The organism is uncultured Sanguibacteroides sp. (assembly GCF_900543425.1).
Taxonomy (GTDB): domain Bacteria; phylum Bacteroidota; class Bacteroidia; order Bacteroidales; family Marinifilaceae; genus Gabonibacter.
Map to the genome: position 1 here is coordinate 1 of NZ_UQRQ01000005.1, position 13,910 is coordinate 13,910.

Here is a 13,910-nt window from a genome sequence, read left to right on the forward strand (position 1 = left end):
TAGAGCACTAGCCTTCCAAGCTGGGGGTCGCGGGTTTGAGTCCCGTTTTCCGCTCACTGAATGAAGCACTTACGAAAGTAGGTGCTTTATTTGTTTTAGGTGGTTTTTAAAATATAATCAAAAACCCGTCTGACTCTTTAAGAGTGAGACGGGCTTTCTATTTAATTATCACCAACACTTACTCGAATTACTATTTTTCATCCAAAGATATCAATTCGTATTTTTGACTCCCGAGTCCGATCTTCTCCGCATACTCTAACGTATGAATTCCATGGCGCGATTCCATACGCTCTATCAAATGAATCCGTCCATGATCGGAAGAGGCATAAACCAAATCGACGCAAGCCTTGTCCAGGGCTACCGGATCGAGTGAAGCTAAAATCCCTATATCACTCATTTGAGGGTCGGCGGGACTGGAATCGCAATCACAATCAACCGAAAGGTTATTCATCACGTTGATATAAATAATTTTATCGCCACAATGATCGGCAACGGCCTTAGCAGCCTCAGCCATCGTTTCCAGAAAATCATCCTGAAGCGGATTTCCCCAGCTGGTAGTACTCTTTCCGGCCGAATGAATAAGAAGTTTACCGCCAGAAGAAGCAATACCGATAGATATATTTTTAATAGCTCCTCCGAAACCGGCCATAGCATGTCCTTTAAAATGCGAAAGGACCAAGGTAAAATCATAATTCTGAAAATGTGAACCGACAATATCCTCGGTAATATGTTTACCCCCTTCGACCGGTAAACGAATTTCACCTTCTGCATCCATGATATCGACCGGTGCGATTGCCGTAAAGCCATGATCCTCTGCTGCCTTCAAGTGGGCTTCCGTCGTTGCCCGTCCTCCACCATAGGCCGTGTTACACTCGACAATCGTACCGTTCACGGTTTTTATCAAATCACCGACCAATGCTGGTTTCAGATAGTTGTTACCTCCCGGTTCTCCGGTACTCAACTTGACAGCAACTTTTCCGGTTGCGGGACAATTTAAAGCTTCGTAAATACGTTTAAGACTCTGTGGAGTAATCTCTTTAGTCATATACACCTTAGCCGTCTTTTTCGTTGCAGCCTCTCGCTTATCAGAATTTTGTTCCCGAGAAGTCTGCTTTTCTCCATCCTCCCGGGAAGAACTAAACACGGAAAAAGGCAGTATGACCGCAATCATTAATGTAAATACACTTTTTTTCATATCGATTTTTATTATTAGGTTCTAAAATATCAATTCTCCTCTTTCCACCATTCAGTAAATACTTGTGTGGTATCTTTAAAATAAACTTTTTCGCCTATCATCGGCGTAAGCAAATCAATACCCTCTTGGGTAGCCGCCCGAGAGATGTTATTCAAAGGTTCATCCCACGTATGTCTACTTAGAACGAACTTGGAATGATGTACCGTAAATACCCGTCTGGCATCTAACTCTTGAATAGCTTTCACCAAATCCTCAGGCAATAGATGAATGTATCGCCAGTCGTTGTTGTATTGTCCGTTTTCCATAATAGCAAGATCTATCGGATGAAATCTCTTACCGATTTCTGCAAAATGGGTATCATATCCCCCGTCTCCGGCAATAAAAATCCGCTGTGTCGGAGTTTCTAACATAAAAGAAGCCCATAAAGTGCCATTAGGCGAAAGCCCGCGGCCCGAAAAGTGGCGAGCAGGCAAACAATGCACTCGCATCCCCTCCATCGGTCTGATACTCTCTTCCCAATCCAATTCGATAATACGATCTTTATCGTATCCCCAATACTCAAAATGCTCTCCCACTCCCAATCCGCAAATCACCTTCCCCACCCGCTGCTTAATACGCTTTACCGTCTCGTAATCCAAATGATCCCAGTGATCGTGCGAAATAATGAGATAGTCCACATCAGGAATATCGTCCGGGGTATAAAGATCAGAACCCTTGAAAGGTCGAAACATAAGCGATGCTGGAAAAACATGGGTTAAAACCGGATCTACTAAAAAACGGATACCGTCCGCCTGAATGAAATAGGAAGAGTGACCGAACCATATCAATACGTCTTCTTTACGATCCAAGCGATGTAAATCTTGCTTTTGTCCGGGAAGTGATTTTTGAGGTTTCAGCCGTTCCCGCTTATCGAAGAGGAAATTCCACATCGTAGCCAACTTTCCCCTATCCGAAGTCATCTGTTGTGTTGGGGTAAGGTTCTGAAACTGTCCGTTACGATAGTTAGGCGACAGCTCTATACGCTCCAAGCGTTTCCCGTTTGGAGCCTTACCGAAACTGGGATGATTCAGTATTATCATAGTTATAATACCAAGTACTATAACAACCGATACAATAATAGTCAGCGTCATACGTATTATTCTCATCTATTATTTTATTTATTCGATACAAATATAAACGCAAAACAAAAGACAATGAGTATACCAATTACAGATATTCCTACCATTATTACAGATCAAAAATAAAAACCGAACAAACATTTATAACGTTATGACCTATTGACGTTTTGCTTCATACCCGTCCTCTCCTTTATATATTATCCTTTATCAATTCGGTGATCGGTAATATTGGTATAACAATCCGTAATCCATATACCCGCATTTCGATTTATCCGACCTAATTTTGTCATACAAAATAGCGTACGAATACAATGACAAAACAACAATACCATATTAAAATCATCTATTTACCTATAAAATAAATTTAAACATATGAATAAAAAAATACTGGTATTATCATCAAGTCCGCGAAAAGGCGGAAATTCCGACTCGTTGTGCGATGAATTAATAAAAGGAGCAAAGGAAGCAGGTCACCAGGCAGAGAAGATATTTCTAAGGGATAAAGTTATTCATTACTGTACAGGATGCGGTATTTGTAGCATGTACGGAAAGCCCTGTCCGCAGAAGGACGATGCAGCCGAGATTGTAGAGAAGATGATTACCGCCGACGTGATTGTCATGGCCACTCCTGTCTATTTCTATACGATGAGTGCTCAAATGAAAACAATGATTGACCGTACCTGTGCTCGTTACACGGAAATCAACAACAAAGAATTCTACTTCATTGTCACGGCAGCAGACACGAATAAACAGGCAATGGAGCGTACTCTGGAAGGATTTCGAGGCTTTTTGGATTGCCTGAACGGAGCCGTCGAGAAAGGGGCTATTTACGGTACGGGAGTATGGAAAATCGGCGAAATAGAGCACAAACCTGTCTTAAAAGAAGCCTACGAAACAGGTAAAAATATTTAATGACAAATATCTCCTCGAACTAATAGGACAAAAATTTTTATCAAAAGAATATAAACCTAAAACAAAAAAGATGGTCACAAAAAGTTTAATATCAATCATGATGGTTATGGCAATATTCAGCACAAATTCAGAGGCCCAAAAAACTTCGACCGGGAAAAAAGTATTAGTCGTCTATTTCTCTCGTAGTGGAAATACCCGGGCAATAGCAAATCATATCAAAGAGATTACGGGTGGAGACTTATTTGAGATTCAAGTAACAAAACCCTATCCTGCAGAATATCGTGCATGTACAGACGTCGCAAAAAAAGAGAAAGAAAATCAAGCTCGTCCAGCTCTTAAAAACAAAATCGAAAATATAGCACAGTATGATACGATCTTTATCGGTTATCCGAACTGGTGGGGAACAATGCCTATGCCTATATTGACGTTTATCGAAAGTTATGATTTTTCAGGAAAAATCCTTATTCCGTTCTGTACCCACGGAGGTGGCGGTGAGCAGAATTGCTTTACAGACTTCATAAAACATACCGATAAATACGAGCACAAAAAAGGTTTTTTAACCAATGGAGAAAAGGCAAAATCATCACGCGAGGAAGTAGAAAAATGGCTGCATGAAATCGGAATTATAAAATAAAGGGATGGACCAAAAGGGTGAGTGTATATCCCTCGTGTAGGCGGAAAGAGAATTTTAGAATTCAATTTACCGCCTATTTTTAGGCCCACCCCAAATCTATTTCATATAAAAATCAAATCAGTAAAATTGGTATAACTCTCTGTAATCTGTATACAAAACATACCCTTTCAACTCATTAATTTTGTATCAACATCAATACGACCAAGTATTTAATGAATAAAACAGGAAACACAATACAATTCCCTAAATACATCAGAACCGGGGAAAAAAGATGCAAAAACAATTATCCACAGGAAAATTGTGCAGACCTATTTTCCGGTAAACTAATATTTACTCTTAAAAAACATACACCATGTTACGTACTATCAGACTAACAATTGCCATCGTGAGTTTAATTCTCATCTCCCTGCTATTCCTCGATTTTACAGGAACGTTACATACGTGGTTCGGCTGGTTGGCCAAAATACAATTTCTGCCGGCTCTACTGGCATGGAATGTTGGTGTGGTGCTATCTCTTATCATACTGACATTCGTATTCGGACGTATTTACTGTTCCGTCATTTGTCCCCTCGGTATATTTCAAGATGTCATTTCCTGGCTGGCAGGAAAACAAAAGAAGAATCGGTTCCGCTATTCACCCGCTTTATCTTGGCTACGATACGGCATATTAGCCGTGTTTATCATCGCCTTACTTGCAGGTATCAACTCGTTGGTCGCACTACTCGCTCCTTACAGTGCCTACGGTCGTATCGTTTCTAATCTATTCGCTCCCCTTTGGCAATGGGGAAATAACCTATTGGCTTATGGAGCCGAGAGAATAAACAACTATACATTTTATTCCGTTGAAATATGGATGAAAAGTGCAGCGACCTTAGGTATCGCAATCACGACTTTTATCGTCCTCGCTCTATTGGCATGGCGGAACGGACGTAGTTATTGCAACACAATTTGTCCTATTGGCACCCTACTCGGATTTTTATCTCGTTACTCCATTTTCAAACCTGTAATAGACACCTCCAAATGTAATAGTTGCGGTTTATGTGCCCGCAATTGTAAAGCATCCTGTATCGACTCCCAAAAGCACGAAATTGATTACAGCCGTTGCGTAACCTGCATGGACTGTCTGGGAATATGTAAACGGGACGCCATCAAATACGTACGCCCCAACACGGTTAAAATCGAAAACAGAGATCAACAGATCAACAAGGCTCGTCGCAACTTTCTCACGGTAACGGCCCTGTTTGCAACAAGCACAGCACTAAAAGCTCAAGAGAAAAAAGTAGACGGCGGCTTAGCCACTATAGAAGATAAAAAAATTCCAGACCGTACCACTTCCCTCACTCCTCCCGGTTCCCTGAGTATACGCAATTTCACTAAGCATTGTACGGCCTGTCAGCTATGCGTATCGGTTTGTCCGAATCATGTATTGCGTCCCTCTGACGCTCTCTCTACATTCATGCAACCCGAAATGTCGTACGAGCGAGGCTATTGTCGTCCGGAATGTACCAAATGCTCGGAAATCTGTCCTACCGGGGCAATTCATCCGATTACCACGGCGGATAAATCGGCTGTCCAAATCGGTCACGCCGTATGGATAAAAGAAAATTGTGTTCCTCTGACTGACGGAGTTAACTGTGGCAACTGTGCCCGCCATTGTCCGACAGAGGCTATACAAATGGTTCCCTCCGATCCGAACATATCAACCTCACTTCGGATTCCAGTAGTGAATACAGAACGCTGCATCGGTTGCGGAGCCTGTGAGTATTTATGCCCGGCACGACCTTTTAGCGCTATTTACGTGGAAGGACACCAGTCGCACCGAATTGTATAACATACTTCATATTAGTAAAAAATGAACCCATTTACCACACAATTGAAGCAAGAAACACGATGACCGCAAACTTAATTCACATACTGCATTCAGGCAAATATTCCTGCGTAATTGCCAATAACGGGTCGATCCGTACTTTCAAACAACCCGGAATAGCGGATTTATACGACTTACTTCAACAAGACGTCTCTTTTCTTCAGGGAGCTATCGTTGCAGATAAAGTTGTAGGCAAAGCGGCAGCCACGTTGATGATATTGGGAAACATACAACAAGTATATGCGGATATTATCAGCCAATCGGCCCTGGAACTATTACAAAATACAGACATTCAGGTAGACTTCGGACAACTTGTCCCTTTCATTGAAAATCGGGATAAAACCGGATGGTGCCCGCTGGAATCGGCTTGTTTCGAGATCAAATCGACGAAAGATATCTTCCCTATTATACAGAATTTTATATCAAATATTAGAAAATGAATAAGAATATAATTTGTATACTAATAATTAACCTGTTACTCTCCATCGGATCAAATGCACAATCCCGAAAAGACAGTACGCGTACGACCAGAAACTATGCCATAGATGAAGTCGTCGTTACGGGTACGCGCAATGAAACGGATATCCGGCATTTACCCATGAGTATATCGGTAATCGGACGGCATCAGATCGAACGCAGGTATGAACAATCTTTGCTACCCATACTAACCGAACAGATACCGGGATTTTTCACTACAAGCCGGAGTATTATGGGATACGGCATATCCACAGGAGCCGCCGGAGGCATGAGCTTGAGGGGTATCGGAGGCAGTCCGACAACCGGCTTACTGGTATTAATAGACGGTCACCCGCAATACATGGGATTAATGGGCCATCCGCTGGCCGATGCCTACCAATCCATGTTAGCCGAGAAAGTAGAGGTCGTACGGGGTCCCGCATCCGTTTTATACGGTTCAAATGCTATGGGTGGTGTCATTAACATCGTCACTCGTAAACAACGGGATAATGGCATAAAAAACCATGCAAGAGCAAGTTACGGCTCTTACAACACCTTAACGACCGAGGTCTCCAATCAAATCCGGCAGGGACGCTTTACCAGCTTGGTAACCGGTTCTTACAATCGGACCGACGGACATCGTTCTGATATGGAATTTGAGCAATACGGAGGTTATGCCAAACTGGGATACGAACTAAGTCGTATCTGGAATTTATTCGCGGATATAAACCTGACTCATTATAATACTTCTAATCCCGGTACAACGACCTCTCCCGTTTTCGACAATGATTCACGGATTACTCGTGGTGTAACCTCTTTCTCTCTCGAAAATAATTACAAACGTACGTCGGGAGCCCTGAAATTCTATTATAATTGGGGACGCCATAGAATTAACGACGGCTATTCTCGTGAAGAAGAACCCTTAAATTACCGGTTTCATTCCACGGATAAGATGTTAGGCCTCACTTGGTATCAAAGTGCCACGCTATTTACCGGTAACCGAATAACCGTCGGAGTGGATTATCAACATATCGGAGGTGAAGCATGGAATAAATTTTTGAATGGTGACCGCACGGATATCGTCAACAAATCAGAGAATGAAATAGCCGGATACATGGATTTTCGTCAGTCCATCGGAAGAATTTTTACTTTAAACGCGGGAGTCCGGGTAGATCACCATTCCCAAAGCGGAACAGAATGGATTCCTCAGGTCGGACTGAGTGCGCAACTCCGACAAAACGCCGAACTAAAAGCCATGATGAGCAAAGGTTTTCGAAACCCGACGCTTCGTGAACTATATATGTTCGGTTCCCAAAACCCGGACCTTAAGCCCGAACGAATCATAAACTATGAACTTTCCTGGTCCCAACGCCTGATGAGAAACACTTTGTCATATGGAATAAATCTTTTCTATATCAACGGAGATAACACCATTCAAACCGTAGTCATGGAAGACAACCGTCGCAGAAATATCAATACAGGAAAGATCGAAAACTGGGGAATTGAAACAAATATGGTTTACCGGCTGAATCCGTCTTGGAATATATCAGCCAATTACAGCTGGCTACGAATGGTACATCCGGTTATAGCAGCTCCCGAACATAAGCTATATGCCGGAGCAGATTTTGCCCGGGGGAGATGGAATATATCGACAGGAGTAATGTATGTTCAGGGACTTTACACAACGGTTAAACCTTCCGAGAAAAAAGAAAACTTTGTACTATGGAATATGCGGGGAAGTTATCGGGTCTTCCATTTTGCAGATCTTTTCGTTCGCGGAGAAAACTTGCTTGCACAAAGCTATGAAGTCAATATCGGCTATCCGATGCCCAAAGCCACGTTTATGGGGGGAATGAATTTCAATTTTTAACATAAATGAATATGAAAACAACAACCGTAAAACTTTACTCGTTACCGTACAACGAGGCAAAAACCTACCTGGTAACCACCCTATTTGTACTGGGCAATATAGTCCTGCCACAACTATGCCACCTGCTTCCTCAAGGAGGTATTACCTGGCTTCCCATCTACTTCTTTACCCTTATCGGAGCTTATAAATACGGTTGGAAAGTCGGATTACTCACCGCCGTTTTTTCCCCGACTATCAATTCGCTGCTCTTCGGAATGCCTCTTCCGGTAGCATTACCCGCCATCCTGATGAAATCCATATTATTAGCCGTGATTGCCGGATGGTGTGCTCATCGCTTCAAATATATTTCGCTACCCCTTCTAATCCTGGTAGTATTTTCCTACCAGTTCATCGGCATATTGGGGGAATGGCTTCTCGTAGGAGACTTTTCCCGGGCAGTACAGGACTTGCGTATCGGACTACCCGGTATCGGTTTACAAATTTTCGGAGGATACCTATTTATCAAACATTTAATTAACAAATAAACATTCAACACCATGATTACACCATTACTTATCGGAATCGGGACACAGGAAATCCTGTTTATTATCCTTGTCGTTTTACTATTTTTCGGGGGGAAAAAAATTCCCGAACTGATGAAAGGAATCGGTAAAGGGGTACGCAGCTTTAAAGAAGGAATGAACGGTATTGAAACCACAAGTGAAAAAACAAAACCGGAAAAAGAAGAGACACCAAAACCATGAACGAAACCGACGGCAGTAAAATACAAACTTTCTGGGAACATCTGGATGAATTAAGAGTTTACCTGCTAAAGATAGCAGCAGTAACGATCGTGTGCGGAATCGTGGCATTCCTGTTCAAAGAAGAACTGTTCACCATTATTCTGGCACCTAAACAAGATGATTTCATCACCTACAGGATATTCAATCTCATGAGTAGTTGGTTATCTCTGTCAGATGCAAATTCCGGAATCTTTTCCGTCAAACTGATAAATACGGGATTAGCAGAACAATTTATTATTCACGTAAAAACAGCCCTATATGCAGGTATACTTTGTGCTTCTCCTTATATCTTGTATCTGCTGTTCCGTTTTGTCTCTCCCGCTTTATACTCCAAAGAAAAAAAATATGCACTACGAATGGTCGGCGGAGGTTATGCTATGTTCATAATAGGTGTAGCACTAAACTACCTGTTAATCTTTCCGCTGACCTTTCGTTTCCTCGGTACCTATCAAGTAAGCAATGAAGTTGAAAATATGATTTCGTTACAATCGTACATGGATACTTTGCTAATGATGAACCTGATGATGGGGATCGTCTTTGAAATTCCTATTTTATGCTGGTTACTCGCCCTATTCGGATTTATCTCCGCTCCATTTATGCGACACTACCGTCGACACGCGATTGTGATCATTCTCGTCATTGCCGCTATTATCACACCTACATCGGATGTATTCACCCTCTCGCTGGTAGCCATGCCCATGTGTTTACTTTATGAAATAAGTATTTTACTTGTAAAACGGACTGTTCCAAAGAAGATTAAGACAAACAATAACAGTTAAACGCCCTACTCCTCTCCGTTTATTTGTTGCGATTGATAATAAATCAGCAATTTATAAACTAAAAAAGTAGTTATTCCGATTTTTATTTCATATATTTGCTAAAAGTGCTAATAATAAATCGGACCTACTAAAACCGCTGTTATGAAAAGATTACTCACTTTAATAGGATTTTGTTGTACCCTTACTCTTTCCGCTCAACATTCGGACAATAGAATCAAAAACTTGATCATAACCGGTAAATACTCAGAGGCAACTATTTATATCGATTCGTTACTCGGTACGGGAATAGAATCTCCCTTCCTCTTTTTTTACGCGGGCAAGGCTAACGAAGGATTGATGCGCTATAATAATGCTTATCAATACTACAAAAAATGGTATTCCAACGACACCACAAACCAAGATGCCAAACTGGCTATGGCCCGATCGGCTAATCTGGCCGGGCATCAAACAACCGCATTGGAATATTATGAACAATTGTCACAGGAAGACTCACTACATTTCGTCATCAACCTCTCTTTAGGCCGTCTTTACCAGCAGATCCAGGACTACCCTGAAGCCATACAGGTTTATACGAGGTTATTGACCGTAGATTCAACCAATACCTCATTGCTTGCCAGTCTGGGAGATTGCACGAACGAATTGGGCCTTATTGCTGATGCTCTGTCTTTTTATATCCGGGCTTTCGAACAGGATAAAAACAACGGAAGAATCGCTCTAAAAGCGATCAATACCATACGTAAAGATAAAAAAATTTGGCCTGAATTCATGGATACAATCATCGCTTTGGCAGATACGGCAATTCGATATAATCCGAACTACCTGGCCTTGGCACAAGGTCGGGGAATATTAAAATACTTCAACAAATGCTACAAAGAGTGTGATACGATATTTACCAAATTAGCTGAATCAGGAAGAGCGACCCGCGTAACTTGCAAATATTACGGATTAACTCTATTCCAATTAAAACGCTTTTTACAAGCCGAGAAATGGCTTGCCCGAGCAGATTCACTATTCATGGATGAAGAAGGTAACCACACGGATCTCGACGTTGCCCTAAGGTATGGAGAGACATTAATTCAAACCGGAAATCCCTACAAAGCACTCCAGATTTTTCAGGAAGTCGAAACACAGCTACAACCGGACAACACATTACTTTCCCGAATTTCGGTAATGAACGGTAATGCATACGGCACATCCGGAGAAAATAAAAAAGCCATACTGGCTTATTGGCTGGCTTATAAACAATATCCTGAAAACAAACAGGCAATTGCCAACCTGACCTACCTTTGCCAACCTAAAGATTCTAACGAAAGTATTCTTATGTCACAAGGCATACTCAGAGAAAAGATGTTATTCACCTGCATTTTGTTCTTGGAAAATTACAATGTTAAAAGTCGATATACGGAAATCATGCAGGAGTATTGCAGAGAAGTTTTAAATCATGCTTTGAAAGAAGCATTTTTGAAAAACGCCAAAAAACTAACGGTAAGAGATCCGGAAGGCAAAAAATACACGTACTCTTACCGCGAACTTCACCGGCTTGCTAATCCACCAGAATCTCCGGCTCCACCGACTCCGCCGACACCGTTAACACCAAAATCCATGTCATATGACTAAGGTGAGACCTGTATCCTTCCGGATTTAGACCCGCCTGACCACAATACCTGATTATTTTTACATCACAAAAAAGATTGTTTCGTAGATTATCCGATAGCGAGGAGAGATCAGGTTACCTGTTTTTTACGTTTCAGCATAAACAAAACAACCCCTGACAGAATAAAAGGGATACTTAACAGCTGTCCCATGTTCAGCAACATATGCTCTTCAAAAGATTCCTGATTAATCTTTACGAATTCAATTAAAAACCTGGCCGTAAAAATAAGGGCTATGGACAAACCAAAAAAGAATCCGTTCGACACTTGTCCCCTATCCCTCTTATAAGTCATCCATAGCAAAGCAAATATAAGTAAGTAAGCAAAAGCCTCATATAACTGAGCCGGATGTCTCGGTAGCATATCCACTCTTTTAAAAATAAAGGCAAAAGGTAAATCTGTTACCTTCCCTATAATCTCGGAATTCATGAAATTGGCCAATCTTATAAATGCACCCACCAAAGGGGTTACAATAGCGATTTTATCCAATTCTCCCAAGTAATTATACTTATAACGATAACAATAAATTGCTAACGCTATTAAAATGCCCAAAGCCCCACCATGACTCGCTAATCCCTGGTAACCGGTATACTCGAACCTTCCGTCATCTATCTTAAAAGGCAAAAAGATCTCTGCTATATGAGAAGAAAAATAATCAAAATCGTAAAATAAACAATGTCCTAACCTCGCCCCCAAAACGATTCCCACAAAAACATACATAAACAAGCGTCCGAACTGTTGATCCGATCGGTGTTCTATCCGATACATATCATTCACTAATTTTGCCCCGACAAATACACCCGCGGCAAAAAGAAGGCCGTAATACCTGATTTGAACCCCGCCGATACTAAACCAAACAGGATCTATATCCCAATTTACATAATTCAACATAAATAATCCATTACAAAAATAACTCTATCCGCAACCTTTCAACTCTTTTAAATCCCGGATCATCATACGGGCAAAACGTTCGGAGGCACCCGCATCTCCCAAACGTCGGTTTACCTCATCGTATTCCCGTAACATCTCATCCCTCGCATACCCATCCGGTAATATTGCCGACAAAGCCTTCAACAGATTCCTCTCGTTCAGCTTCTGCATCAACAACTCCCGAACAACCTCTTTTCCGGCAATCAGATTAACTAAAGAGATATATTTTACCTTCACGAAAGTTTTAAAAAGAAAATAACTGAAGGCTCCACCCTCTCCACTATAACAAACGACCTGAGGCGTCTTTAATATAGCCGTCTCCAGCGTGGCCGTACCGGAAGTTACCAAAGCACATCGTGCCTGCTTCAACAACCGGTAAGTCTGCCCGTATACGATTCTGATATCCATATCTTTTATATAGGGAGCATAATCCGTATCGCTCATGGAGGGAGCCCCCGCTATCACAAACTGGTAATCGGGAAAATGCTTTACCATCAATAACATTTTAGGTAAGACATGCTTCAATTCTTGTGACCGACTTCCTGCCAATAAAGCAATAATCGGTTTATCGGGTAATCGGTTGACCTGAATAAAATCCGCGTACTCCTCTTCTTTATGGTCTCTGTCATGAATGGCATCCACCAACGGATTTCCCGCGTATTGTACCGTATAACCGAATTGCTTGTAGAAATCGACTTCAAAGGGAAAGATTACATACATCCTGTCTACCAATTGCTTGATCTTTTTAACTCTCCCCGTATTCCAAGCCCATATTTTAGGAGAGATATAATAAAACACGGGAATCTCGGCCGCCTTAATAAATTTAGCCACCCGCAAATTAAAACCACCGTAATCGACCAAAATAACCACATCCGGATTCCATGCCAATATGTCCCGACGACAAGCTTCAATATTCTCTTTTATCTTTCCCAAATTCTTCAGTACTGTAAGAAATCCCATGATAGCCGTATCCTTGTAATGACGTACGATCTCGCAACCGGCATTTTTCATTAAATCTCCTCCCCATCCCCGTATAACGGCTTCCGGGTCTTCCTGTCTTAATCCTCGGATTAAATTGGAAGCATGTAAGTCTCCCGATGCTTCTCCCGCAATAATGTAATATTTCATATTATAACTTTATCATCAATACCGAGGCATAAGCGGTCACACCCTCTTCCCGGCCTTCGTACCCTAAATGTTCCGTGGTCGTTGCCTTAATGGTCAGATCTTCCACCTCCATCTCCAATATCTCGGCCAAACATTCCCGCATCTCCAATACCCGCAATTTAATTTTAGGTCGTTGCAAACAAATGACACAATCGATATTACCGATAGTATACCCTTTCGTGTTTACCATATCAATGGTCCGTTTTAACAAAATCTTACTGTCAATTCCTTTATAAGCCGGATCGGTATCCGGGAAATAAGAACCAATATCATCCAATCCGGCAGCACCTAACAACGCATCACAAATAGCATGAATCAAAACGTCACCATCCGAATGGGCGACACATCCTTTTTCATGCTCCAATTTAATCCCTCCCAACCAAAACTCTTCTCCATCGGCCAAACGATGTACATCTATTCCAAAACCCGTTTTTATCTTCATAATAATTAAGTTTATTCATTGCATATTTTATAACGCTTCCCTCATTTTTCCGAAACATAAAGAGAAGGATATAAATACGAAAAGACAAAATAACAAATATTTCATT

14 protein-coding genes are annotated in these 13,910 nt (G+C 41.5%); 9 read left to right on the forward strand and 5 right to left on the reverse strand.

Annotation, left to right across the window (positions count from 1 at the left end):
• Nucleotides 1–190: 190 nt before the first annotated feature.
• Together QZR76_RS03620 and QZR76_RS03625 are read right to left on the reverse strand one after the other, a co-directional pair.
• Complete coding sequence (locus tag QZR76_RS03620) at nucleotides 191–1,195, reverse strand: DUF362 domain-containing protein (protein ID WP_294140485.1); 1,005 nt, start codon at nucleotides 1,193–1,195, stop codon at nucleotides 191–193.
• Nucleotides 1,196–1,224: 29 nt separating this feature from the next.
• Nucleotides 1,225–2,340, reverse strand: a complete 1,116-nt coding sequence (locus QZR76_RS03625) for an MBL fold metallo-hydrolase (RefSeq protein WP_294140488.1) — start codon at nucleotides 2,338–2,340, stop codon at nucleotides 1,225–1,227.
• 345 nt (nucleotides 2,341–2,685) lie between these two features.
• Here QZR76_RS03625 and QZR76_RS03630 point away from each other — a divergent pair, with 345 nt between their 5' ends.
• The 9 genes from QZR76_RS03630 to QZR76_RS03670 all read left to right on the forward strand — a co-directional run bounded on the left by QZR76_RS03630 (nucleotide 2,686) and on the right by QZR76_RS03670 (nucleotide 11,230).
• Entirely contained in the window at nucleotides 2,686–3,225 is a 540-nt protein-coding gene (locus QZR76_RS03630) for a flavodoxin family protein (RefSeq protein ID WP_294140489.1), read from the forward strand.
• A 70-nt stretch (nucleotides 3,226–3,295) separates the two neighbouring features.
• Nucleotides 3,296–3,859, forward strand: coding sequence for a flavodoxin (locus tag QZR76_RS03635; RefSeq protein ID WP_294140491.1), 564 nt, complete (start codon nucleotides 3,296–3,298; stop codon nucleotides 3,857–3,859).
• 352 nt (nucleotides 3,860–4,211) lie between these two features.
• Nucleotides 4,212–5,690 carry a 4Fe-4S binding protein gene (locus QZR76_RS03640; protein ID WP_294140494.1) on the forward strand — a complete coding sequence of 493 codons (1,479 nt, stop codon included), beginning with the start codon at nucleotides 4,212–4,214 and terminating at the stop codon, nucleotides 5,688–5,690.
• A 59-nt stretch (nucleotides 5,691–5,749) separates the two neighbouring features.
• Nucleotides 5,750–6,166, forward strand: coding sequence for a DUF1893 domain-containing protein (locus tag QZR76_RS03645; RefSeq protein WP_294140496.1), 417 nt, complete (start codon nucleotides 5,750–5,752; stop codon nucleotides 6,164–6,166).
• Nucleotides 6,163–8,052 carry a TonB-dependent receptor gene (locus tag QZR76_RS03650; RefSeq protein WP_294140498.1) on the forward strand — a complete coding sequence of 630 codons (1,890 nt, stop codon included), beginning with the start codon at nucleotides 6,163–6,165 and terminating at the stop codon, nucleotides 8,050–8,052. Before QZR76_RS03645 ends, QZR76_RS03650 begins: the two co-directional genes overlap by 4 nt.
• Nucleotides 8,053–8,063: 11 nt before the next feature.
• Nucleotides 8,064–8,576, forward strand: coding sequence for an ECF transporter S component (locus tag QZR76_RS03655; protein ID WP_294140500.1), 513 nt, complete (start codon nucleotides 8,064–8,066; stop codon nucleotides 8,574–8,576).
• Nucleotides 8,577–8,588: 12 nt separating this feature from the next.
• Nucleotides 8,589–8,795 (forward strand): twin-arginine translocase TatA/TatE family subunit, encoded by a 207-nt coding sequence (locus QZR76_RS03660; RefSeq protein WP_294140502.1) that lies wholly within the window; start codon nucleotides 8,589–8,591, stop codon nucleotides 8,793–8,795.
• The gene (gene tatC / locus QZR76_RS03665) at nucleotides 8,792–9,613 is read left to right on the forward strand and encodes a twin-arginine translocase subunit TatC (RefSeq protein WP_294140504.1); all 822 of its coding nucleotides are present in this window, start codon (nucleotides 8,792–8,794) and stop codon (nucleotides 9,611–9,613) included. The genes QZR76_RS03660 and tatC overlap by 4 nt, the downstream gene beginning before the upstream one ends.
• A gap of 141 nt (nucleotides 9,614–9,754) precedes the next feature.
• Nucleotides 9,755–11,230: a hypothetical protein gene (locus QZR76_RS03670; RefSeq protein WP_294140506.1), complete on the forward strand. Its 1,476-nt coding sequence runs from the start codon at nucleotides 9,755–9,757 to the stop codon at nucleotides 11,228–11,230.
• 107 nt (nucleotides 11,231–11,337) lie between these two features.
• Here QZR76_RS03670 and lgt read toward each other — a convergent pair whose 3' ends face one another.
• Genes lgt through ispF form a run of 3 tightly spaced genes read right to left on the reverse strand, consistent with a single transcriptional unit; the run spans nucleotide 11,338 to nucleotide 13,804 of the window.
• Nucleotides 11,338–12,156: a prolipoprotein diacylglyceryl transferase gene (gene lgt, locus QZR76_RS03675; RefSeq protein WP_294140509.1), complete on the reverse strand. Its 819-nt coding sequence runs from the start codon at nucleotides 12,154–12,156 to the stop codon at nucleotides 11,338–11,340.
• Nucleotides 12,157–12,180: 24 nt separating this feature from the next.
• The gene (gene lpxB, locus QZR76_RS03680; protein WP_294140511.1) at nucleotides 12,181–13,323 is read right to left on the reverse strand and encodes a lipid-A-disaccharide synthase; all 1,143 of its coding nucleotides are present in this window, start codon (nucleotides 13,321–13,323) and stop codon (nucleotides 12,181–12,183) included.
• 1 nt (nucleotide 13,324) lies between these two features.
• Nucleotides 13,325–13,804, reverse strand: a complete 480-nt coding sequence (gene ispF, locus QZR76_RS03685) for a 2-C-methyl-D-erythritol 2,4-cyclodiphosphate synthase (RefSeq protein WP_294140513.1) — start codon at nucleotides 13,802–13,804, stop codon at nucleotides 13,325–13,327.
• Between the last annotated feature and the right edge of the window lie 106 nt (nucleotides 13,805–13,910).

Excerpts from the sequence above, each read along its gene's own strand:
- QZR76_RS03625 (WP_294140488.1), bottom strand. The coding sequence starts at position 2,340 with ATGAGAATAATACGTATGACGCTGACTATTATTGTATCGGTTGTTATA.
- QZR76_RS03655 (WP_294140500.1), top strand. The coding sequence starts at position 8,064 with ATGAAAACAACAACCGTAAAACTTTACTCGTTACCGTACAACGAGGCA.
- QZR76_RS03670 (WP_294140506.1), top strand. The coding sequence starts at position 9,755 with ATGAAAAGATTACTCACTTTAATAGGATTTTGTTGTACCCTTACTCTT.
- QZR76_RS03645 (WP_294140496.1), top strand. The coding sequence starts at position 5,750 with ATGACCGCAAACTTAATTCACATACTGCATTCAGGCAAATATTCCTGC.
- tatC (WP_294140504.1), top strand. The coding sequence starts at position 8,792 with ATGAACGAAACCGACGGCAGTAAAATACAAACTTTCTGGGAACATCTG.
- lpxB (WP_294140511.1), bottom strand. The coding sequence starts at position 13,323 with ATGAAATATTACATTATTGCGGGAGAAGCATCGGGAGACTTACATGCT.
- QZR76_RS03630 (WP_294140489.1), top strand. The coding sequence starts at position 2,686 with ATGAATAAAAAAATACTGGTATTATCATCAAGTCCGCGAAAAGGCGGA.
- QZR76_RS03620 (WP_294140485.1), bottom strand. The coding sequence starts at position 1,195 with ATGAAAAAAAGTGTATTTACATTAATGATTGCGGTCATACTGCCTTTT.
- QZR76_RS03635 (WP_294140491.1), top strand. The coding sequence starts at position 3,296 with ATGGTCACAAAAAGTTTAATATCAATCATGATGGTTATGGCAATATTC.
- QZR76_RS03650 (WP_294140498.1), top strand. The coding sequence starts at position 6,163 with ATGAATAAGAATATAATTTGTATACTAATAATTAACCTGTTACTCTCC.
- lgt (WP_294140509.1), bottom strand. The coding sequence starts at position 12,156 with ATGTTGAATTATGTAAATTGGGATATAGATCCTGTTTGGTTTAGTATC.
- QZR76_RS03660 (WP_294140502.1), top strand. The coding sequence starts at position 8,589 with ATGATTACACCATTACTTATCGGAATCGGGACACAGGAAATCCTGTTT.
- QZR76_RS03640 (WP_294140494.1), top strand. The coding sequence starts at position 4,212 with ATGTTACGTACTATCAGACTAACAATTGCCATCGTGAGTTTAATTCTC.
- ispF (WP_294140513.1), bottom strand. The coding sequence starts at position 13,804 with ATGAAGATAAAAACGGGTTTTGGAATAGATGTACATCGTTTGGCCGAT.